This window comes from Methanosarcina sp. A14, from assembly GCF_001729375.1.
Lineage (GTDB): Archaea > Halobacteriota > Methanosarcinia > Methanosarcinales > Methanosarcinaceae > Methanosarcina > Methanosarcina barkeri.
Genome location: NZ_LZPK01000110.1, coordinates 1 through 23,027, shown reverse-complemented (window position 1 = coordinate 23,027; position 23,027 = coordinate 1). Strand labels below are relative to the sequence as shown.

At 37.2% G+C, this 23,027-nt stretch carries 14 protein-coding genes and 3 pseudogenes; 7 read left to right on the top strand and 10 right to left on the bottom strand.

Annotated elements, in window-relative coordinates; all coding sequences use genetic code 11:
• Positions 1-987: 987 nt before the first annotated feature.
• Both A9239_RS18870 and A9239_RS18145 read right to left on the bottom strand, forming a co-directional pair.
• A pseudogene (locus tag A9239_RS18870) lies at positions 988-1,194 on the bottom strand (IS1 family transposase); the annotation flags it as partial.
• A gap of 166 nt (positions 1,195-1,360) precedes the next feature.
• A pseudogene (locus A9239_RS18145) lies at positions 1,361-2,128 on the bottom strand (IS1 family transposase); the annotation flags it as partial.
• A gap of 126 nt (positions 2,129-2,254) precedes the next feature.
• Here A9239_RS18145 and nudC point away from each other — a divergent pair.
• Positions 2,255-3,124 carry an NAD(+) diphosphatase gene (nudC, locus tag A9239_RS06030; RefSeq protein ID WP_048155640.1) on the top strand — a complete coding sequence of 290 codons (870 nt, stop codon included), beginning with the start codon at positions 2,255-2,257 and terminating at the stop codon, positions 3,122-3,124.
• A gap of 216 nt (positions 3,125-3,340) precedes the next feature.
• Positions 3,341-3,775, top strand: a complete 435-nt coding sequence (locus tag A9239_RS06025) for a hypothetical protein (protein ID WP_048117078.1) — start codon at positions 3,341-3,343, stop codon at positions 3,773-3,775.
• Positions 3,776-3,984: 209 nt separating this feature from the next.
• Here the strand turns inward: A9239_RS06025 and A9239_RS06020 are convergent, their stop codons facing one another.
• The 4 genes from A9239_RS06020 to A9239_RS06005 form a co-directional block, all read right to left on the bottom strand.
• The gene (locus tag A9239_RS06020; RefSeq protein ID WP_230668838.1) at positions 3,985-4,770 is read right to left on the bottom strand and encodes a hypothetical protein; all 786 of its coding nucleotides are present in this window, start codon (positions 4,768-4,770) and stop codon (positions 3,985-3,987) included.
• A 43-nt stretch (positions 4,771-4,813) separates the two neighbouring features.
• On the bottom strand, positions 4,814-5,878 hold the full coding sequence (locus A9239_RS06015) for a hypothetical protein (RefSeq protein ID WP_052712831.1): 1,065 nt from the start codon (positions 5,876-5,878) through the stop codon (positions 4,814-4,816).
• Positions 5,879-6,384: 506 nt separating this feature from the next.
• Complete coding sequence (locus A9239_RS06010) at positions 6,385-7,110, bottom strand: TetR/AcrR family transcriptional regulator (RefSeq protein WP_048117077.1); 726 nt, start codon at positions 7,108-7,110, stop codon at positions 6,385-6,387.
• A gap of 221 nt (positions 7,111-7,331) precedes the next feature.
• On the bottom strand, positions 7,332-8,135 hold the full coding sequence (locus tag A9239_RS06005; protein WP_048117074.1) for an EFR1 family ferrodoxin: 804 nt from the start codon (positions 8,133-8,135) through the stop codon (positions 7,332-7,334).
• A gap of 728 nt (positions 8,136-8,863) precedes the next feature.
• On the opposite strand from A9239_RS06005, the gene A9239_RS06000 reads away from it, so the two are divergent.
• The 5 genes from A9239_RS06000 to A9239_RS05980 all read left to right on the top strand — a co-directional run bounded on the left by A9239_RS06000 (position 8,864) and on the right by A9239_RS05980 (position 17,714).
• Complete coding sequence (locus A9239_RS06000) at positions 8,864-11,206, top strand: hypothetical protein (RefSeq protein WP_048117073.1); 2,343 nt, start codon at positions 8,864-8,866, stop codon at positions 11,204-11,206.
• Between the two features lie 378 nt (positions 11,207-11,584).
• Positions 11,585-12,214, top strand: coding sequence for a CatA-like O-acetyltransferase (locus A9239_RS05995; protein WP_048155643.1), 630 nt, complete (start codon positions 11,585-11,587; stop codon positions 12,212-12,214).
• A 420-nt stretch (positions 12,215-12,634) separates the two neighbouring features.
• Positions 12,635-14,545 (top strand): hydantoinase/oxoprolinase N-terminal domain-containing protein, encoded by a 1,911-nt coding sequence (locus tag A9239_RS05990; protein WP_230668840.1) that lies wholly within the window; start codon positions 12,635-12,637, stop codon positions 14,543-14,545.
• 262 nt (positions 14,546-14,807) lie between these two features.
• Positions 14,808-16,859: a hydantoinase/oxoprolinase N-terminal domain-containing protein gene (locus tag A9239_RS05985; protein WP_048122773.1), complete on the top strand. Its 2,052-nt coding sequence runs from the start codon at positions 14,808-14,810 to the stop codon at positions 16,857-16,859.
• Between the two features lie 309 nt (positions 16,860-17,168).
• Positions 17,169-17,714 (top strand): pyruvoyl-dependent arginine decarboxylase, encoded by a 546-nt coding sequence (locus A9239_RS05980; RefSeq protein WP_048117070.1) that lies wholly within the window; start codon positions 17,169-17,171, stop codon positions 17,712-17,714.
• 556 nt (positions 17,715-18,270) lie between these two features.
• Here the strand turns inward: A9239_RS05980 and A9239_RS05975 are convergent.
• From A9239_RS05975 to A9239_RS05960, 4 genes and pseudogenes are all read right to left on the bottom strand, one after another.
• Positions 18,271-18,441: pseudogene (locus A9239_RS05975) on the bottom strand (MM0924 family protein); the annotation flags it as partial.
• 63 nt (positions 18,442-18,504) lie between these two features.
• Positions 18,505-18,789, bottom strand: coding sequence for a non-histone chromosomal MC1 family protein (locus A9239_RS05970; protein ID WP_048122771.1), 285 nt, complete (start codon positions 18,787-18,789; stop codon positions 18,505-18,507).
• 252 nt (positions 18,790-19,041) lie between these two features.
• Entirely contained in the window at positions 19,042-20,574 is a 1,533-nt protein-coding gene (locus A9239_RS20240; protein WP_052725706.1) for a helical backbone metal receptor, read from the bottom strand.
• A gap of 1,162 nt (positions 20,575-21,736) precedes the next feature.
• The gene (locus A9239_RS05960; RefSeq protein WP_052712835.1) at positions 21,737-22,897 is read right to left on the bottom strand and encodes an adenosylcobinamide amidohydrolase; all 1,161 of its coding nucleotides are present in this window, start codon (positions 22,895-22,897) and stop codon (positions 21,737-21,739) included.
• Positions 22,898-23,027: the final 130 nt, after the last annotated feature.

Here is a 23,027-nt window from a genome sequence, read left to right as displayed (position 1 = left end):
ATTAGATCCTCATGTAAACAGAGAAAGGTTTAGAGATGAATGGTTTGAGTAATAAATGAAAAATTGGATTCAAAAAGAGTAACAGAAGAAGGAAATAAATCCTTAACCGATGACCAATGAATTGAAATATAAAAATATTAGATTTGTCGTTTTGTTGAAGTTTACGGGCTGTATCTCGCCATTGAAATGAAGGAGGTTTAGCTCTTCTTTTTTCCAAAAATACCGAACTTGCAGATGAAAAATTTTCTGCAATTAAATTTAATATTGAGTCTATCCCAAAACCATCATAATGTCAAAATGGCAGTTTTAGTGTTGCTGTCCATAGTGGATTAGATAATGTTTTGGGAATAGGCTCATTTGATATCTTAAGACCTCAATAATGAAAACATTTTCAAAGGATTGTAACCTTAGTTTGACAGTATAAATTAACTTTAGTGAGAAGCTTCAATTTTTGTCAAAAATCAATTGACAGTATTCATAAATTTCGTTAAATTACCTCTGATTTTCCAGCTTCATAATTACTATAAGGCAAATTAGTAGAGATTTTTGTCCCATTTTAGCACTTTTGGCATCTGACTTTTTGGATAGTATCTATATTTCATCTGAGATTCATACTATCTGTCAAATTCTATACCAAAAATTTGGTCAAAAATCATAAAAATAGCTATCAAGAGAAAGAGAATCATCTGTCAAATTGAATCGTAAAAAATGGGCAAAAATTTGTTGAAATAATGTTACTTATCATTCCAATGGATATGAAAACAATCTTCCAACATAAAAATCAAACTGTCAAACTAAGGTTGTAACAAATTTGAAAATCTAGTCTTATCCGCAGGTTATTGATTTAACCTAGAAAAAAGATGAAAAGCCATTAAGTGTTTAGCTTAGTAGTCGTTCACGCTTCAGAAAAAACTGCGAGAAAAGAAACCAAAGCAGAGAACCGCTGCAATAATTCTAGTCCTTAACTTAAGTATTGATAGTCCATTTTTATCCGATTGATGTTTTAAAACACCTGAATGTCAGCAATTCCTTTAAGGTCCATATTGATTCCACAATTCCTGCCTCTCTTGCAGGTGTATTTTTGCATTCAACTCCTCTTTCATCCTTGTACCCTAATCCTCCATGACCTCTACAGAAGTTAAAGTGGGTACAATATAACCTCATTTGATACTCTAACCATTCTTTGGCTTTTGAACCTTAGTTCCCATATTTTAAGCGCATATTAAGCATTATTACAGATATACGCCCTCACGTGATGCCGATTTTGAAATTCAATCAAATAAAGTATGTGCTTATAGTTTAAGCGCATAATACAACATCGGAGAGCCTTTATGCGCCTAAAAATGCGGAACGTAGGTTTGAAAATCCTATTGTTTTTCTTGAAACTCTGTTGTTATCCTGCCTAAAAGTCAGGTTTTGTCTTTCAATTAAAGTTGTTGAGATTTCGCTTTGCTCAATGTCTTTTCCAAAAATAGTCTTCTTCTCAACTTTCTTAAGTATTCCATTTATTCTTATTTTGACTACCTGTGCATACTTCAAATCATCAGGGGGAAAGATTTTTGGTTTCCTTGGTCTTCCTCTTTTCCCAGTTCTTGGAAACTCAATCAAAACTCCAAAATGTTTCAAAAGAGCTTCTCTATAAAAGTTCAACCCATCTGTGACAAAAAGAGGGATTTTATCAGAAAGATGTTTTTTAACTGACTCAACTAACTTATCCGCAACATATTGTTTTCTTGGTCCTATTACAAAGTCAAGTATTAGCCTACAACTTGGTGCAAAAATTTACTTTATCGCATTGGTTAGCTGCACGAGCTAACCATCGTTTTACACTGGCAGATTCTACCTCTAAAACATCGGCAGTGGCTTCAATGCTCATACCTTTCATAGACATTTTTAAAGCTAAATCAATAGTTTTCTCAGCTTTCCGAAGATTATGATAAAAAGTGTCTGTATGGTCGTTGAATACTTTGCCACACTGGTGACAAACAGATCTTCTTGTTTTTTCTCCACGACTTATGTAAGTTCCATTTCCAACAACATTGCCCTGGTTAGTAAGACCATAGAGTTTGCAGTTTTTGTTCGGACAAGCAACGTCAATGAATCGTGGTTTTGGACCTCGTTTTCCCATAGTATAAACATATCATTTTCAAATATATAATATCAATCAGATACAAATTGACCATCAAATAAATTGCTCCTGAAATAAAATGTTCCTGTAACCATATATAGAACAAAAACAATAGGTATGAACATTATGACCCCAGTAGACAGGGAAAATCCCATTTGCCCGGAATCCTTCCCGGAATTTATCATAGGCATCGAGCCGCCAGCTAACAGGACGGAAAAAGCGCTCTGGTTTATCTTCCGGGGACGCGAGGTTCTCCTCAAGCTTAATAAAAACCCCGGAGCAATCCCAAAAATGCTGGACTTTGGAGAGCTAGGGCTTTCGGGAACTAGGGAACAGTATCTCGGAACACTTGAGGGAACTCACTGCTATTCCGTGGAATTGCCTGAAGATGCACAGGCACCTGAGGGAATGAAATTTGCGGACCTCAGACAGGCGTATACGGAAATGAGTGAGAAGTGCTTTGCACTTGTGAATAAAGCAGTCCAGATTATGGAGTGGGACAGAACAAACCAGTATTGCAGCCGATGCGGGGCAAAGACCATGCAAAAACCCGGCGAAAGGGGAAAGGAGTGCCCTGACTGCGGGGAGCTTTTCTATCCGAGAATCTCGCCTGCCGTGATCGTACTTATACGAAAAGAGCATGAGGTTTTAATGGCAAGGTCCCCGAATTTCATTCCAGGCATGTATGGTTTGATAGCCGGTTTTGTTGAGCCAGGTGAATCAGCCGAAGCTGCGGTAGTCAGAGAAACCAGGGAAGAAGTGGGAATTAAGGTCAAAAATATCAGTTATTTCGGGACACAGGCTTGGCCGTTTCCTAATTCTCTTATGATAGGGTTTACTGCGGAGTACGATTCCGGGGAGATACAACCCGATGGATTTGAGATCGAGGATGCCGGATGGTTTTCGGTTGAAAACCTGCCTGGGCTGCCTGGGAAAATAAGCATTGCAAGAAAACTGATTGACTATTTCCTTAAAGAAGAAGGGCTGGAAGTTTAAAGCCAGATTAAGAATTCAATTTTCAATTCAGAGTTTTATTCTTTCCACTGCACTCTTTTTAATTCTTTTTATCATTCTCATTATCATTCTCAGGATGTTAATCGGACTTGTCGTGTGCCAGGTTTTTTTCATTCCATAACCTGAGTTCGGAGATACTGTATCAATGGTGTTAAGTGTCAATGAAATCTTTGCGAAATACAACGGAGTTAAAATAAAATGATCAAAAAGATTACAAATTTTGTAATACCGTTTGTTATTACAACTATTATTTTATTGGTATATTTTTATCTTGTACATGGTTTACCTGTTGCCCAAGAACTGGAAAAAACGAATATCGTATCTGTGCAAATTATGCAGGGAAACAAAACCATTAATCTCACTGATGATGAAGATATCGAGAAAGCTGTCAATGGTGTAAAAATATTAAGTTTTCGATATGGAGAAGCTAGTGGTGGACCTGCAGATACGACATGCACATTTTATCAGAGAGACGGTTCCAAAATAGAAATAGGAGCAAACAATGATACTATTTTTAAGAATGACAGGCAGTATGTTGGTGTGAATGATTCATGTCAGCTTTTTGGAAACTTAATTCAAGGTTTTTTCTTCTCGGAAATACTGCAAATGGGAAACTGTATAATTAACGAATGAGCTTATCCCAAAACTTAATTTAACTGTATTACTTTTTGAGGACGCTTTTTATAAAGAAAAGCACCATGCTATCAATTGTTTATATCAATTGTTTTTAAATATCCCTTAATTGATTCCACGACTGTTGTTAATGATATTAATATGATTGTTATTACTAATACTGTTTTAATAGCGATCTACTCTCTCCAAATTCATGGAATAAAAATAAGTTAAAAATATGTTTCAATTGTGGCATTCTTTTTTAATTCGCCAGATTCGGCAACAACGACATCCAATTTATTTTTATAAGTACCTTTATCTCCATCGCGTTCAGTAACATCTGGATAGACTTCAAGGCTAATATCAAATTTTATGTCCTTGTTGATAATGTCCTTACTGTTGATATTATCACTCATTTCAATATAAGTTTCATATGTGATTACTCGAGACATTGATCGAAAGTATTGATAATCTTCTCCTACTGATGATACTTCACTTGCAATCGGATATAAAATAGGACTGCTTTCATTAATAGGGTCTTCATTGTTCATCTGTTCCAATACTACAATCTTTGAAAAGGAAATATCTGCAAGCACAGATTCGTTTGTCCTAAATTCTAGCATTGGACCATGCTTGGTACTTACAATAGAAGTTGTCCAGTTTCCATTTAGTGATTTATTGTCAAGTGACTCAGTAGTATTTTCAAAATATATTCCTCTTATGTACTTCTCTGGCGTGTGGAAAACATACTCTTGTAGGAGACTTTTGAAAAAAGACGGTTTTTCCTGAGAAGGTGTGATTGCAAAAACTCCTTCTTTTGTTGCAGGAATTGGAACTAAAATTTTAGTTGTTCCCGATACTTCAGTTCCTGAAAGACCATCTATTTTTACCGTATATTCGTAATGTGGCCTTAACTCGTCAGCTCTCCAGTCTCTTAGATTCATCTCTACAACGTATAGTCCACTTAATACAATCAATAAAAGTATTAATAAGAAATAAGTAATTATCTTTTTCACTGTCTCATCATCCTTAACTGAAAAATGAGAAAAATGAGAAGATTCACCTTCTCATGTATTTAACAAGGCCTATATTATACTTGGCAGATTTTAAGAGAACTCTTTCTGTATTTAATTTTACAGTTGCACTGCTTTCCCATGTATTCTCGTTGTAATAAATTTCCATCCACAGTGAACTCAAGTATGCATTTGAATATTCTGCCAAATCTTGTGCCGCAGCCTCTGGATCTGACACGTAATAATCGTTATTATTATTGCTTACTACAGATTCAAAGTTATAATTGCTGTTCCAATTTGCAGTGACATAATCTTCATAGTCATAATGAACCCATTGATTCAGAGTCTGGTTTGTTACCATTCCTGTATGCAGTGGATTTCCGACATCTATCAAGTAGTGGCTAGCATATCCTAACTCAGTATATGCAGCTGAAAGTTGTCCCCCATCATAATATGCCGCGGCGACACCAGCGTGGCTGTCGCAGTTCACAGCTGCAAGACCGTTGTCTGCCACAGGATCATAGTAATGGTTGTATGACTGCCAGATTTGAGGATATGGCCAGGTATCTGGATCATCTGCAGCATTTGATGCTATATCTGCGTAATAATCAGTGATTCCAACTTTTTTGACAGCAATTCTTGTCATCTTTTGATGAGGAGTTGCAGTCCATTTTACTGAGACCCTGTCGTTTACACCATGTTTATCGTTCAAATATTCAGCAATTGCTACATCGATTTGTCCTAAGACAATCATATCTTCTTCTGTAATACTATCGGGGTATCTGTTCCAAATATCTTTCATTGACTTTTTCATTTCATTCTTTTCTTGTTTAGAAGTATAGCATTCATCAATATATTTCAATAGTGTTTTTTGTTGATCCTTGTCTGCTTCAAGTAAATACCAATAAGGTTTTTCAGTATCGTATGATTTTATTGTAGTGTCAGGATTAAGATCAAGTTCTGGATTTTGTTCTATCAGTGCTACTTCTACTTCTTGATCGATTTCATCAGTTACAGCTTCAGCAGTTGCGCCCGAAACAAATACCATACTTAAAATCAGCATCGTCATAAATAGTAAAGCAATTTTTATTCTGTTTCTGGTATTCTTCATTTTCTTACCTCTTCACTTAATTCTGAGGCAAGGCTACCTAAACTTTATAACTAATTAAAGCAAATAACCATGCCCTTTGGGCATGAGGCGTTCAGTCTTATCTTCCAGTTTGCCTGAGCACCTCACACATAATAAAAAAATGTAAATTATACTATATAAAAATTTTTGATTTTTTCATAAATATAATAGTTATTTGCCTTTAATTAAGATACGAATCATTACAAACGTGTTATTTTGTCCCATCCGAACAGGTTGATGGTCAATTTGTATCTGATTGATATTATATTCCACATTCCGTAGTATTTTTTGAAAATCAATATTTTTCATGATAGCGTTTTTGGAACAGATGCAAATAAGATCACTCCAAATAGATTAGATTCTTGTAGAACAAAACCAGCGATCTTATGATATCATGCTGAACTTGCCTATCTTGTATGGAGTAGGCGAGAATCAAAAATATGAAATGCAATAGAGGCAAAAAAATTCAACATGATATTTCAAAAAATTTAAGATTGCTCTTTCTTTTTCTTCTCAGGCGCCACAGGCTCGGTTAAAAAGAATCCAAACGATGCGAAATCTTTGACATCCATTTTGTGAGACATCTCACCTGAAGAGATAGAAGGAGTGATGAACCGGAAAAACTCACTGGCAAACTGCTTGTAGCTGAACCCCTCTGCCTCGATCACCAGTTTCCATTTATTTTCCATTGACAGGATACCCATGAAGGAGATCATAAGGTACATTGAGGTAAGAAATGGATCGAGATCTGCACGGATTGTACCATCATCGATACCCTCCTGGATCGCATCCCGCAGGATAAGACGGCAGGTTCCATATCCCTTTCCAATCTCTGCGGTACACGGGTTCTCTTTGGAAAAACGCTCAGAACCGTAAAAATGGATCATTCGAAGATAATCGGGGTATTCCTGTGCATATTGGTAATAGGCCTGACCCATCAGGGCTACCTTGATAATTCCCGGTACCTGTTTTTCCATGCATTCCATGTATTTTTCTTTAAGGATCTGGATACCGCGAAGTACAATGGTTGCGAAAAGTGTCTCCTTATTTTTAAAATATAGATAAATGGTAGCCTTATTCAGTTCAACCTCGCGGGCGATGTCTTCCATAGAAACATCTTCATAACTTCGAGAAAAAAAGAGACGCTCGGCTGCATCGATAATCTCTGTTTTTCGCTGTTCCTTTTCTCGTTGCCTTCTATCGGCGATTCCCATAGTTCCACTCCACCTGACTTATATTTATAAATTTATATTTATATTTATATTTATATTTATATTTATATTTAAATTATGGTTGTTAGTTATATGATTTAAGGAATGAATGTATTCTAATTTTCCACTTTTATCAGTGGGATATATTCGAAATATATTCGAGATGTATTCGAGATATATTCGAGATATATTTGAGATATATTCTGGATATATTCGGAATATATTCATTCGATAAAACATTCAGGCTCTTTTCGCTGGCTATGTAGCGTATGGAGACGCACTGATGCGTCTTTAACCAGCCCGGGTTTCATCGATCTGGCACTTTGCGGGCAGTTTTTGATACACGCACAGCAGGTAATGCATTTTTCTATATCAATCAAACGGGAATTTTCTGCATCAACAGCACCAACGGGACATACCTCTGCACAGGTTCCGCACTGTGAACACTCGTCACTGACCGCGATAAAATCAACAGTCCACAATTTTGTAACTCCTCCATAAGGATAATTGCCAGGCACATGCACATCAGAAACCTGAGAGATTGATGAAACAGATTGTAGTTTTTCACGTATTTTCTGTCCAAATAGTTCTGCATGGTGTAAATCATCTTTATCGGGACGTCCCTCTGCTGTTGGTGTCTCGGAATTTGAGAATGAGTGTTCTCCGATATATGCTGCACAGGCAATGGGAATGCACCCACATTTCATTACAATATTTTTTAGTTCGAGCAGTGCATCCTCATATGCTCGATTGCCATAAACCACAACACAAACAGTCGGTGTATTATGAGCCTGAATTGTATTCAGCCATTCATTTAATAATGCCGGCACTCTCCCCATATATACGGGAACTCCAACAACAAGCAATTCATCTTCCGATATCTGCAACGGTTGTTTTCTTGCATCCGGTCTGGTAATATCAATTAATTCCACGGTGCCTTGATTAATACCATGCGCAATGCCCTTAACAACCGCTTTTGTTGTTCCGGTAGGTGAAAAATAAACTAATTTCGCAGATTCCATTTTCATTTCATTTTCTCCATCAGTTGTGTAGGATTCTGCCCGAAGGTAGTCTCACTAGAACATTGTAACCAATGGTTATATTATAACTCATGGTTGTATTATAACTTTTGGTTATTAACTTACCATCAGTTAGATATCAGATTACACTTAATAAAAATATTAAATACCTGACGAAGGCTTTGGTACTAATTTTACATAAATCAGAAATCGAATGGAATAGTAGAAATTTCTCGCTTAAATTCTAATTTTGGGGATTTCTATACAGCCTTCTTTACTTTAACTAATTCTTAATATGAGCTTATCTTGGAAATCAGAGCTCTATTAACTCCCCTCAACGCCCAAATGCCCACTATGTGGGCATTTGGGCGGTCACTGACAAAAAAATAGAAGCGACAGCGATAGTAGTGAAAAAATTAGAATAAGAATTAATATGTTTCTCAGACCCGACGGATGTGTTCGATTTGATAAAAAATTTTGAAAAAATTGAAATAAGCTCATTACCTGTTTGCAAAAAGAAGCAAAAGACAAAAGGATTAAGGAATTAGTCAAGAATCGATTTTTATAATTAGCTCTATTTACAATAATGCATAGGTTTCGTAGTAATGCCCGTAATATTTGAAAAATAAAGAAGTTTAATGTTAATTAAAAAGTTCATTTTTGACAGAACTTATCATTATTTCCATTTTGATCTCAAACAAACTTATTTACTCTAGAAATAAACATAATGACATAATATGACCGAAAAAGATGAGAAGTCAATTAATTCTAATGAAAAAATATCATCTTCTGTTTTTAAAGTAGAAGATAAAATTCTTTGTTCATCAAAATTAGATGATGATATATATACAGCACTCAGCTCTCTTTCAAGTTTGCAAGCATCCTTAAATAATATGAGTAAAAACTTAAATTCTGAATTAGTCACTGGTTTCTTATCAGTGTCCACCAATCCACTTAAAGGTCTAAAAGCATCCCTAAATATTCCGAGTCAAATAGCCAAGCCTCAAAATTTAAGGTTATATTCTCCTCATCCAAATGTGAGTTCTTCGCAAAAAACTGACAAAAAGATTGATTTAGAAGATATTTTAAAAATCTCAAGAAAACATAAAAAAATATTCCTCTTCGATTTTTTCGATCTTAATCAACAGGAAGCAATAAACGATTTTTCTAGATCTATTAGTGGAAAGGACTTAGTTCATATAAATGATAACAAATCTAAAGAAGTTATGCAGTTGTCTATAAATCATATTCTGCTGAATACAGATTTGCCGAAGAACGTTTCTTCCATCTGTGTTCATTTTGGATATTTTTTCGGGTATCATTTTTCTTTGATATTCGAATGCGATTTGAATGTTGAAGATCTTTATGAGAAATTTTCGAAGAATGATACTGATAGTCTAATTGAATGCTTTCAACTATTTGAAGATCTGCAAGTTCAAATAGAAGAATCACTACCTGAACAGTTTCATGGTTTCTTTTATAAAAATGAGTTGAGATTTGAAAAACCTAATTTAAAATTACTTTCTATATATGTTTATGATATTCATGACTATAAATTCATTTTTGATATTGAATATAATGAAAAATCGATGGCACCTATAGATCGTCCCACATTGAAACAAAAAGTCGAATTTTTTGTAAACTTCTCTTTAAATCAGGAAGATAAATATAGCGAAAAAGTAGAGTTTAATGCATTGTCTTTACTTAGAATTGAGCCTAAAAAATTATTTACTTTGATAGGTGATAAATTAATATGTTCCAAATCGAATAATTATTTTGAAGACTTCTTAGGACAACTTCCATCAAATTTTGTTATTTTAGAGTTTAAAGACGATGAACTTTTAAATTTTATTTTCCAATTAGTTCCTTTATATTATTTACTTACTATATTTGAAAAAGTACTAATCGATTTATCAAAAGTTAAAATTCCAGAGATTAAAATATCTGAGCTTCCTCATTTAGATGAAGAAATATTAAAAGTAAAAAAGGCGGAAGTATTAAAAACAAAAATAATATTGGACGAAATTGTCAGAGACTTATTTCTATATTTACGCGCATTTGACTATTTCAGTTCTAATGATTTTAGATTTTCTAATGAAGTAAGTCGAGATCGTATTTCGTTTAAAGGTCAAAAGTGGGATAATGATTCAATTTCAAAATTTCTTAGTGATCTCATTATTTATAAAAAGAAAGAAATAGTTAATAAACAGACTCACTTAGAAAAACGAATTTCTGAGATCGATGAATTAATTCAAAATGAGTTAAGTATAATAAAAAATAAACCTAAAGTCAACAGTCTTCTAAATGAAATTGAAACCGAATTAATTCTACGAATAAAAAGATGGGAAGGATTGATTCCACAGGATAAAATTGAAAATTGGTTATTAAATTTCGATACTAAAGAAGAAAGATTAATTGCTTTAAAATTATTGGATAAGTTGACATATGTTTCTAACAAAAACCTTAAACAACTTATAGATTCTTCCAATAATTTATTACATTCTAAAATCAATTTGGATACGTCTCAAAATTGCTTTTTCTCATGTGTTGGAGATATAACAAGCGGATCCACTCATTTAGCTAAACATTTTCAGGAAGAAAGTAGAATTAAAGAAAAATTGTTCAAAAAAACAGAAGAAATTGAATTATTAATAGAAAAAAATGGTAAAATAGATAAATTGATTTTGATAGATGATTTTATAGGTTCAGGTAATACTTATATAAAATGGTATAAAAAAAATATTCAATTAATAAAAAATTGTTCGGAAGTAATCTTAATCGTTTTAATAGCACTAAAAAAAGGGATCAACAAGATCGAACAAAAAACCAATACAAAAGTACTATGCAAATATATTCTTGATGAAAGTAATCAAGTAATTGATGGAACCTTATTTGATTGTGAAGAAAGGCAAGAAATTAATAGACTAGTAAATAAATATTCATACTTAATTAACTCAGATTTTGTTTATGGCTATGATAATTGTCAGCTTCTTTTAGCGTTTGAAGATAATATTCCAAACAACAGTATTGGGATCTTGTGGTGGTCTACAAACTGGACACCTCTTTTTGAAAGAAAATAATTGTCTCACTGATATATGTAATGTGAAAAGAACAGATATAATATAACGGAAATAAGTATTAATTATTCAACATCAGTAAACATTATTAAAAACGACAAATAGATCTCTTAGTATTTTATTACATTTACCCTATATCAAGCGAAGCAATAAGCTTATTCATATATATTTTGGACTAATCATGTTTTCAGACGTTTAGAGTAAAAAGTGCGATTTTAGCTTTTGGTAGTCAAATTAATTATAAAAATGAATTTCCATTTTTAGGATTTCATAATTAGTGTTGCAGTTTAGCTTTTCCGAAAGATTTCTAGTCTGCCTGGGTCGTGAAACTAAAAAAGAAATATATCGTAATGTAGATTGTATTAGGACGAAGGCGTAAATATGGGAAACAGATACCAAAAAATAGACCTTGAAACATGGAAAAGAAAAGATTATTGCCAAATATACAGGAATGCAGTCCAGCCTCAATATTGTGTGAGTTTTGAACTTGATGTGACGAATTTTAAAAAGCGCGTTAAAGAAAATAACTTGTCATTTACGCTGGCATTTATATTTGCTGTTACGAAATGCGCAAATGAAACAGAGGAATTTCGGTATCGTTTTCTTGATGGCGAAGTTGTGTTATATGAGTCCATTGATACTTCATTTACATATCTGGATAAAGAAACAGAGTTATTTAAGGTAGTATATGTTCCCATGCAGGACACGATTGAGAAGTTTGTACAATTGGCAACCGTAACGGCAGAAAATCAAAAAGAACATTTTACAGGACCTGTGGAAGACGATGTATATCAATTCTCTGCCCTGCCGTGGATAACGTTTACGCATATTTCGCACACGGATTTCGGAAACAGGGAAAAAGCGCAGCCCATATTTGATTGGGGAAAATATCAGGAAAAAGAAGGCAAACTTATGATGCCGTTTGCAGTTCAGGTTCATCACGCATTTGTTGATGGTATTCATATCGGCAAACTTGCGGATAAGCTGCAGAGATACCTGAATGAAGTGTAGATTAATCAGTAGCTCAGTGGATTAATAAGTAGTTTAGTAGATTGATAAGTAGTTCACTAATTTTGGCTCTTCGCCGTTCCCTATGGATAAGATGATTTTCAATTCAAGACCGCGGTTTTTATGAGGATATTATGAGGATATCCACACAAAACAACGAAGAGCCCTAATTTTTTAGCCCTTTCTTAACTTCTTCATTAAGAGAAGGTTTGCAATTTTTTCCTTTCGCTAATACCGTAATATAAAGAGGACACCTAAACTTTCCAAATAGCATATTATGCACATGAATAAAATACTTTTAAATATAATATATACTTGGCAATTTTAACTATATAAACTATCTCATGAACCCCAATTCATGAACCCCAATTCATGAACCCCAATTCTAAAAAATGAACAGGAGGCATTTAGATACAATACAGCATGGGTATTGACGCAGGAGGCACCTACACTGATTCGATCATCATTCGGGACTCAGATAGCAAAGTGATGGATTCGAACAAGGCGCTTACCACCTATCCTGATCTGCTCACAGGAATTAAAAATTCCATCGACGGGCTGGATGAGAAATATTTAAAAGACGTAAAAATGGTTTCGGTCTCAACAACGCTTGCCACAAACACAATCCTTGAAAAAAATGGCTATCCTGTAGGTTTGATCCTTGTAGGAGATTATGAAATCCCGGAAAGAAAGGATATTGAATTTTATACTATCGTAAAAGGAGGGCACGACCATCACGGAGCCGAACTGATTTCCCTTGATATGGAAGCTGTAGAAGCTTTTGTCAGTAAGGTTAAAGATAAAGTTTCAGCCTTTGCAGTCTCTTCCTACTTCAGTATCCGAAACCCTGCTCATGAGCTGGCAGTCAAAGCCCGCATCCAGGAGCTTACTGGGATGCCTGTGGTCTGTGGGCACGAACTTTCACTTGACCTTGGAGCCTACGAGAGAGGGATTACAGCCTACCTGAATGCTCAGTTGATTCCTATTGCAAACCAGTTTATTCACTCAATCAGGGAAGAAATCTCCAGGCGAGGAATGGATTCGAGGCTGCTGATGCTCAAATGCGACGGTTCGGTTGTAGGCATTAACGAAGCCCTGGAAAAACCAATCGAGTCTATCTTTTCGGGACCTGCAGCAAGCCTTGTAGGAGCATCCCATCTTTCAGGGCTTGAGACATGTGCAGTTATTGATGTAGGCGGGACAAGTACGGATGTTTCCATACTCGAAAACGGTCTTCCTGAACTCTGTGAGGAAGGCGCTGTAGTCGGAGGCTGGCAGACAAAGGTAAAAGCTATCCGGATGGAAACCTCAGCAATGGGAGGGGACAGCCATGTCTGGATCAAGAACATGAAAATAAATATCGGTCCAAGGCGAGTTATCCCACTTTGCGTTGCAGCGGTTAAATACCCTGGTTTTCTTGAAGTCCTGAAAAAAGGAAGAATTCCTGGAGCTATGCACCTTGATGAAAATGTGCAACCTACCAGGTTTTTTGTAAGGACTGGTATTGAACCCTCAGACCTCGGAAAATTTGAAACAGAACTCTTCGACAGGATAGGAGATTTTCCTGTATCGCTTAACGATATTTTCTGGGAGACCCAGAAAACGCTTTCTCCGGGTTTACTTGATTCGCTCATAAGAAAACGCCTGATCCAGGCAATAGGTTTTACCCCAACCGATGCGCTTCATGTGCTCGGGGAATATACAGCCTGGGATCAAGAAGCCTCAAGGGTAGGAGCAAAACTTCTGGAACGATATACCGAAACCGACCATATCGAGATCTGCAAACAGATAAAACAGGACGTTGCAAGGAATATGGCCTTAAATCTAATATCTTTTATCCAGAAGGATGTGCCGTCTTCCGAAATCGAGAAAATCCTGCTTTCCGACAGGTTTACACAGTTCAGGATGAAAATCCCTGTGGTGCTGATAGGAGGCCCTGTAGTCGCATACACCAGAGAGTTGAAACAAATTCTCAATGCCGACATCATAATCCCGGAGCATGCTGAAGTAGGAAATGCGGTCGGAGCCGTCGTAGGCAAGGGCATAAAAAGAATTGAAATCCTGATCAAAAGCGCCTACTCAAAAGATAAGAAAAGGCTTGTTCTTCTATTTTCACCTCAGGGCAGGGAAACCTTTGGAAGCTACCCAGCCGCTCTGGAATACGCCGATGCTCTGGGAAGAAAACTCATCATGGAATACATGACCGAAGCCGGGCTCGACAAAGGGCAGATCCAGATCGAGGTCAGTAGAAAAGATATCTCTCTTAGTGAAGCAGGGGCAGTACCCCTAGAGACAAAGCTTGTTTTTGTTGGAGTTGGAATGCCAAAAGTTTGAGTTTCGAAAATCTCCCGGAATATTTATATTTACCCTCAATAGTGCAATAATGCAATAATTAATTCAGTGTTTGGTCTTGAGTCTCTCACCAGCTCCTGATGACCAAACAGAATTGGACGTAATGTCCTGATTTTGCTGTCAGAACATCAGCAAGTAATTAAAAATGGCATAAAAGGAACAGCATTACAAATGGCAAGGAAAGAGTAACGCAAAAACGTTTGAAAATAAAAGTGGAGATATAAAAATGGAATGTAGTTCAAAAATGGCATATGATCTGGGCATTGATGCAGGTGGAACTTATACTGACTCGGTTTTAATTAGAAAATCGGATGGAAAAGTTGTATGCTCAAACAAGGCCCTCACAACCTATCCTGACCCTATCAAAGGAATAGAAAAGTCAATTGACGGACTTGACACTGAAAAGCTAAAGCTCGTGACTGTAGTTTCGGTTTCAACTACTCTTGCCACCAACACTATCCTTGAAGGAACAGGATATCCTGTTGGGCTCATCCTTATCGGAAATTATGATGTTCCTGAAGATTCGGGAATTGAGAACTGGATTATGGTAAAGGGAGGACATGACAGTAATGGCGAGGAAGTCGCAGCCCTTGACCTGCCGGCAGTAGAAAAATTCGTACTTGAAATAAAAGACAGGGTCTCGGCTTTTGCAGTTTCTTCTTACTTCAGCGTGCGAAATCCGGAGCATGAGCTGCGTGTAAAAACCCTGATCCAGGAATTGACAGGGCTGCCTGTTGTATGCGGGCATGAACTGGCACAGTCGCTCGGGGCTTACGAAAGGGGAGTTACTGCCTACCTCAATGCCCAACTCCTGCCTGTGGCAGAGGGCTTCTTAAAAACGATAGTAACTGAGATCGAAAGAAGAGGCCTCAACCCGAGAATTGCCATGCTCCGCTGCGACGGCTCTGTAGTGAGCATGCAGGAGGCTATGAAAAAACCCATAGAATCGGTCTTTTCAGGTCCCGCAGCAAGTCTCCTTGGGGCTTCCTATCTGTCCGGGCAAGAGACCTGCGCTGTAATTGACGTTGGAGGAACAAGCACGGACGTCTCCCTGGTCCATAAAGGACTGCCAGACCTCAGTGAGGCAGGAGCAGTTGTGGGTGGCTGGCAAACAAAAGTAAGGGCGCTGCGTATGGAAACTTCGGCTATGGGCGGAGACAGTCATATCTGGGTTCAGAGCGGCAATATACACATAGGTCCCAGGCGGGTTATTCCTCTCTGCAGGGCAGCAGTCCTGTACCCCGATTTTATGAACACTCTGAAAAAGCGCTGGATTCCGGACCGGCTCAAGCTGAACGAACATATTCAGGCAACAAAGTTCTTTATCCGGACCGAGCAGAAACCTGTCAATTTGAACCGGGAGGAAAAAGAGCTCCTTGCCCTTATACGGGACGAGCCGCGTTCCCTCAAAGATATCTACTGGGACAGAAATATCCTTCCTCCAAAGAGAGTAATGGATTCTTTAATTCAGAAGCGGCTTGTTCAGGCAATAGGTTTTACCCCAACAGATGCCCTGCATGTGCTTGGTGAATATACTGAATGGAATGCTGAAGCTTCGGAAATTGGAGCTACTCTGCTTGCAAACTTCATAGGGATTGACAGGACTGAGTTCTGTCTAAATGTGAAGCGGCTTTTTGCCAGAAACATGGCCCGAGACCTCATTGCTTTTCTAATGGAAGGAGTAGACAGGACCGAAATTGAAAAAATGCTTGATGGCAATTTCTTCGCTCGTTTTAAAGTAGATATCCCTGTTGTCCTGCTTGGAGGGCCGGTAAGGGCTTATGTGGATGAACTGAAGAAGCTTATAGATGCCGAAGTCTTTGCTCCTGAATACTCAGAGGTTGGAAATGCCGTCGGAGCTCTTGCAGGAAAAGGGACAAAACGCATTGAGATTACAGTGCGCACGCTTTACAGTGAGTCCAAGTATGACCTTAAAACAAAAGGGGTCTTTGTGTACACACCTGTAGGAAGGAGGCATTTCATAATACGGAGTGAAGCCCTGGAGTTTGCTGAGGCGTTTGGAAGAAAGCTGATTCTTGATTATATGGCCGAATCCGGACTTCTCCCTGACCAGGTTACAGTTAATGTACAAAAAAAGGATATAAAAGTCCATGCAGGTGAAATTCCGATAGAGACAAGATTTATCTTTGAAGGGATTGCAAATTCTAATGTCTATGAAAAAGCTCTTTCTGGACAGGAGAAAAAAGATGAGGACCTTACAGAACTAACCAGTCAGGTTCATTCGCTGGATTGTAATTCCTGTGGAGAACTCTCTATCTCTGAAAATAATAAGTGAAAAGGATAAAGTTCATAACTCTGGTGTACGTTTCAGAAATGAAAGATAGGACTATCAGCCCAATAGTTCAGCTTTCAACAATTAAAAAATTTCCGAATAAATTTGGAAATTTTAGAATGCGTATCGGTTGCTCATACAATGGAAACCGCATAGCAAATGCATAAATCCCTTAAGGATAGGACTTACGCACTTGAGGAACAAAATCAATTATAGCAAAGACTGTGGATTAAAGTCACATTTTAGACAGTTAACGGTCTGATGCTGTTTTGATTCTTCAGTTCAACTGCGTATAGTCCTAAAGGAGTTAACATGATCCCAAGAAAAGCATTTTTGACAAAGGGTACCGGGGTACACAAAGACCGATTAGCATCCTTTGAACTTGCGCTAAGGGCTGCAAAAATTGAGAAATTCAATCTTGTAAGTGTTTCGAGTATTCTGCCCCCGAATTGCAAAGTCGTACCCAGAGAAGAAGGACTTTCAGAGTTAAAACCTGGTGCTATTGTCCATTGTGTACTTGCAAGAAATGATACTAACGAGCCTCATCGTTTAATGGCTGCAGCTATAGGAACTGCGGTTCCTGTAAATGAGGACAACTACGGGTACATTTCCGAACATCATTCTTTTGGAGAAGAAGAAATTATTGCAGGAGAATATGCTGAAGACCTGGCGGCTACAATGCTTGCAACCACCCTTGGCATAGAATTTAACGCAGAAATGGCCTGGCATGAGAGGGAGCAGGTCTACAAGGCAAGCGGGCATATCTTTGACACATTCCATATGTGTCAGACCGCAAACGGTGACAAGGATGGAAAATGGACCACAGTTGTAGCTGCAATGGTTTTCGTTACAACATAAGTCGCAAAATAAAATGAATCAAGGAAGATAAATTAAAAACTTTAAGAAATTAAATTTTTAGAAATTAGGTTTTAAAATACGATTTTTATTGAGTAAAGGGGAAGGAATTCTGGCTTCCCAAGTCTTATAAAAACGTAGGGTTGGAAAAGACTGCCACCGATCTCTCGAATATTTTTGAGTTTATCGACCACTTGTCTATATTATATTGCCGCTTGAATTATCTCCTTTTCTTAGAGCCTATAAGAAAAGTGGTTACCTACTGTAACTTTTGCAATATGCAAAACAGGAATGGATACTATGATATTATAGACCTATTGCGACTTTTCAACATGCATTACTGATTATTCAATAAGCTCTAAACTAAAAATGTTTGGAAAAATATTGTCTTCTTTAAAGGAATTTTGAGCGGTGGCGCGAACATACCCCGTTGCTTGCAGAGGGAGGCGCCAGCGCAACTTTGAGATGCTTACTGAAGCCACAGGCTATTCTATTATTCATGAACGTGATGGTGGGCACTCACACTCGAAGCCGTTATAGATTCACCATCCCCAATAGGCCATAGGGCTACTATTTTATCTACGGCCACATGGGTATACTTTCCTTTGTTATTGAGAGTAAGGACATTATCAACACAGGCCTCTATGGTTCCCGTAAAAACATCAGTCCCACCGCAATAAACGTCTACAGCCTTGTTTAGATAATGACCTGTTATAAAGCATTGATACATGTTCTTTTCCTCCATTTTCGTTATCCTGAGATCTCTCTATTTTTCTCTTTGTTTCATTTATAATTACTCGATTGTTTCTGTTTTCTCTTTCGTGACAAAAGGCTTATTTATTTTTTCTGACATCCAGCTAGGCCTATTTTTGGGAGCTTTAATAGTTTGTTTCCAAGCTTTGTAAACGTGTATCTTCTTTGTTCCACATTCCCTAAGCCTGATAATCTGTGGTTTGGATTTGGTTCCGTCCCCCCGGTTCGCAGCTTTTAGTGCAGCTTGACGAGGCTGTTTTCCTGTGAAAACTCCGTGCTCATTGCCATTTTCGTCTTGTAAAACAAAATATCTCTTGTCGGCGATAACAGTCACCTCGAAAATCAGTATTTTAAAATTTAGATTTTATAAATTCTGATTTTGTGAAGTTTTTGCTAGTTGTTTTTACAATTTCATATGATTGCAGTACTCAACCTTTTACAAAAACTTCACAAAACTGCCTATGGAAACCCTTTGACTTGCCTGATTTGAAAATCAACATGCTGTATACTTTACCTTTTTTACCTCCTTTCATAGACTTTACTCTTTTTTACCTCCTTTCATATACTTTACTGTTTTTTACCTCCTTTTATACAGGAATACGCAAATCAGACAAATAATACCGGAAGCTATTTCAAAACCAGGCGTATTTGTGTTCTCATCCCCAGAGCTGTTTTGGCCTGGTGTTTGTTCAGATGTCTGCTCGGGTGTCTGTTCAACGTTTGTTTCACTGTTTTGTTCAGAGTCCTGTACGTCAGGTTCGGACGGCGTTTCAGTCACGGTCTCTGTTACATCACTCGTTACATCGCTTTGATTTTCCGAAGAAGTACTGACGTTATCGACACTTTCGCTACTGCTACTAGTGCTACTAACGCTGAGACTTCCGGTACTGCTTCCACTACTTTTGTGACTGTTGCCACCACTGCTGCCGCCACTGGAACTGCTTTCTTCAACATCTATGACCGCAGTTTGGAAGGATGTTCCGTTTTCATTACTTACTGTTAGATTTGCTGTATAAGTTCCTGCTGTGGAATAAGTATGTTCTGGACTCTCATCGGTTGAAGTATCTCCGTCTCCGAAGTCCCAATCCCATCCGGTTGCGTTTTGTGAAAGGTCTGTAAACTGTACGGTAAGAGGAGTATCACCGCTGGTAACGTCTGTACTGAAATTGCTAACCGGAAGAGAGAAACACTCTGGATGAATCAGCTCTGCAACCATTTCGATTGCATCTACAATCCGAGGTCCTCCCCTGCTAATTATATCAGCTTCAACAAGAATGAAATGGTCATTCTTCACGGCTGTGAGGCTCTGCACCTGTGTATTTTGTTTGAAATAATCGTACACCGGATTTGAACCGTTCTCATCTAACATGCCTGTTCCGGAGTTGATCATAACATAATCTGGATCTTTGTTGATGAGATTCTCTATATTGATGGTTCCCCATCCATCAATATTGGAAAATGCATTTTTGCCACCTGCAACACTTATTACCTGATCCTGGTAGGTGTTTTTTCCGGCAACATAAATAGGATCATAACTGACTACATGAGCAACCGTTGGTTTAGTACTTGAGGTTGCCACCTTTTCCTTAATTGAATTTATTCTATCACTCATTGAATCAACAAGTGAGTTAGCTTTATCCTCTGTACCTGTTGCTTTCCCAACCAGAACAATATCTTTAAGGATTCCTTCAATATCTGTTGGGTTCAAAACCACTACATTCAGGCCAAGTCCACGCAAATAATCTATTGTTTCATTACCATTTCCAGAATCAGCAATTACAATGTCTGGATTAAGAGCAACTACTTTCTCCGAATTAATTTCAGTATAACCTCCAACATTGGTTTTCGTAGCTGCTTCAGTAGGATAATTGCTATAATCGGTTACGCCAACTACTTGATCTATCAGACCCAGGGCTCCCAGAATCTCGGTGTTGGATGGGGATAGCGAAACAATCCTCTGGGGCTGTGAAGGTGCTGACACCTGAACCCCATAATCATCGGTAACCGTAACATTACCATCAGAAGCAGCAGCATGCCCGACACACCCAAACAATAGTTGAGAAGTTGTAAGCAGTACTAAAAATATATACCAGAATTTACTCTTAAACATTTTATATCATCTCTGTCGTGTTTTTCTCATATTAAACTAAGAGACAGTGTTCGAATTTTCTGTAAATCCAAAGTCAAGTTTTTATATATTATAAGAAAAAATTGATATTCCAACCTGGAATTTTTTGCCTAATAATTTCTTGGCCTGGAATTTTACAGAAAAAAACGGTGGATTGCCTTTCTTTTAGCATGTGTATCTGCCGTGGCTGTATCCATCAGTGATTTTGTTGGTTTTGCTAGTTCCTGTATGCTTGATGCTAAAACGGTCACTAACAGTACAAAACAAACTGCCAGTAAAATTTAGTATATTTTTCATTTTTAACATCCAATCTACTCCACAAATTTAGTAAGACCTTTTTGCTTTGCTGTATACCTGTATTCGGTTAACGAATTTTATGCACAACTTCCAGTGTTATGTGCAATTATTTACTGTTTAATGCCCCTCTAAGAAAAGTGTAAATTGATAAGAAAAATACCGTTTTTTTGAGGGGAAATAAAGCAAGTTTTGTTGATTAATTTATGAGAAGCACGTATTATATATGAATATTTCGTTATCTGCAGTCACATTTATAAAAATGATTAAATAACAAAACAAGTTAAATTGAGTTAATATTTGTGGAGTAAGAAACAAAAAAACAGTAAGGAATAAGGAAAGATATTCCTTCATTACGTGGTTGATGATTTCAGAGTTAAGAACTTAATAGCATAAAATTATCAGTTAATTAAAAACAAAGGCAATGTACTGAAATTTCTGTAAAACCTTAATTAGACAAAATTATATATTCAATAATGTATAAAATAGGTTTCAAGATTCTGTTTTTTATACAATTCAAATTTAGCTCTTATGTTCATTGTTTTTTGACATATTTAATTTTGTTATGGAATAGTGTATCAATACTATGTGTTTTTTGTAAGAGAATACTGTGTTAATTAGCAGAATCTGTCAAATCAGAAGTAAAAATATGGTTAACTCTGTCAAATCAGAAGTAAAAATATGGTAACTCTGTCAAATCAGAAGTAAAAATATGGTTAACTCTGTCAAATCAGAAGTAAAATATGGTGACTCTGTATCATTGATCTTCATCGCAAAAACAGGATACAGAGTTAAAGGTTAATTATATTTACTAGTTACAATTAGATAATGCCAGGTGAGTATAAATAGGCTAACAATTTATACCACGTAGAACAAACTCAGATATCGCCTTAGTAAGATGCTGGAGAATTGAAGCTTCAACTGATCCAAAGCCGTTCTCTATTAAGGATGCTTTATCAGGACCAAATTCTAAGGATGCTTTATCGGGACCAAATCCTTCCATGATTATAAAACTTGCAACTTTTTCAGCTTCATTCTGAGGCAGCAATCCCCATTCCACTTCATCAATAATATGAAGGATTGCCGATGTTACTGCAACCAGAAAAGGATTTTTTACACAGTTGCGTAAATTCTTTAAAAAGATTTCTTGTGACACTGTATTAATTGCAGATTTTTTCATAAGCTCTTTAGCAATTTGCCAAAGGTCTTCCTCAGTTACTGAAAAACGGGACAGCCGAACAAGCACATCCATCTGTGATTCTGGTGAGAGTCCTGTTTGGAGACGCAGTGCTTCAGTTGTTGCGCTAATGACAGACTTTCCGATCAGCTCACCCAGCGTGGAATGTTTCCCTGCATCAGAAATATGTAGTTTTGAATTGGGATCTGTAATAATGGCAATCATGTCTGTACCGGACCCGGTTGCAATACCATGTGAGTAGATGCTTCTTGCCATGAGCTGTTGCAGAGCCACTGCTTTTGCTTCTGTTGCAGTCATGAGCACTTTTCCCATAGCATACTCCGGAAGGTCAGCATTGATGATTAAGATAGTATTGATCGTGCCACCAATAGGTTCATAATTTTCGTTATTCTCATAATATGATGCAGGGTCGCCGGCTCTTCCACCATTTTCGTCAATCCCTGCAGTTACTATCGCGCAGACATAAAGGTCCCGGTAAGATATAGGGGCTATGGCTGTATTCTGCATATATGCACATGTCATCAGACCGCAAACTGTGTTTGGATCGAGATCGAGAGATTCTGCAACGCTTTCAAGATATGTCTTCACATCCTCGGTAGTTTGGCACGCTTCACATACGTCTAGTGAAACCTGATGGTTAAATACCGCAGTTAGATCTTCTCGGTAGCCGCCATTTAGCCATGAAGTACTGAACACATTTCTTTTACCCGGAAGTCGGACTACAAAAGAACGTTCATAACATTCGATTGAATGTTCGTAATGCTCGATTGAATGTTCATAGCATTCTATTGTTTCATTTTTTAGAGATATCATTGAATTTTCCTCTATCAGTAGTAGTCTAGTGGATGGAACTAACGAAGTAATCCCTGTGAATTGAGGATATTGACACCAAAATCCTATAATCACCAGCGACCACAACATCATACCAGATTTATTCTACCAG

Excerpts from the sequence above, each read along its gene's own strand:
- nudC (WP_048155640.1), top strand. The coding sequence starts at position 2,255 with ATGACCCCAGTAGACAGGGAAAATCCCATTTGCCCGGAATCCTTCCCG.
- A9239_RS06025 (WP_048117078.1), top strand. The coding sequence starts at position 3,341 with ATGATCAAAAAGATTACAAATTTTGTAATACCGTTTGTTATTACAACT.
- A9239_RS06015 (WP_052712831.1), bottom strand. The coding sequence starts at position 5,878 with ATGAAGAATACCAGAAACAGAATAAAAATTGCTTTACTATTTATGACG.
- A9239_RS06010 (WP_048117077.1), bottom strand. The coding sequence starts at position 7,110 with ATGGGAATCGCCGATAGAAGGCAACGAGAAAAGGAACAGCGAAAAACA.
- A9239_RS06005 (WP_048117074.1), bottom strand. The coding sequence starts at position 8,135 with ATGAAAATGGAATCTGCGAAATTAGTTTATTTTTCACCTACCGGAACA.
- A9239_RS06000 (WP_048117073.1), top strand. The coding sequence starts at position 8,864 with ATGACCGAAAAAGATGAGAAGTCAATTAATTCTAATGAAAAAATATCA.
- A9239_RS05995 (WP_048155643.1), top strand. The coding sequence starts at position 11,585 with ATGGGAAACAGATACCAAAAAATAGACCTTGAAACATGGAAAAGAAAA.
- A9239_RS05990 (WP_230668840.1), top strand. The coding sequence starts at position 12,635 with ATGGGTATTGACGCAGGAGGCACCTACACTGATTCGATCATCATTCGG.
- A9239_RS05985 (WP_048122773.1), top strand. The coding sequence starts at position 14,808 with ATGGCATATGATCTGGGCATTGATGCAGGTGGAACTTATACTGACTCG.
- A9239_RS05980 (WP_048117070.1), top strand. The coding sequence starts at position 17,169 with ATGATCCCAAGAAAAGCATTTTTGACAAAGGGTACCGGGGTACACAAA.
- A9239_RS20240 (WP_052725706.1), bottom strand. The coding sequence starts at position 20,574 with ATGTTTAAGAGTAAATTCTGGTATATATTTTTAGTACTGCTTACAACT.
- A9239_RS05960 (WP_052712835.1), bottom strand. The coding sequence starts at position 22,897 with ATGATATCTCTAAAAAATGAAACAATAGAATGCTATGAACATTCAATC.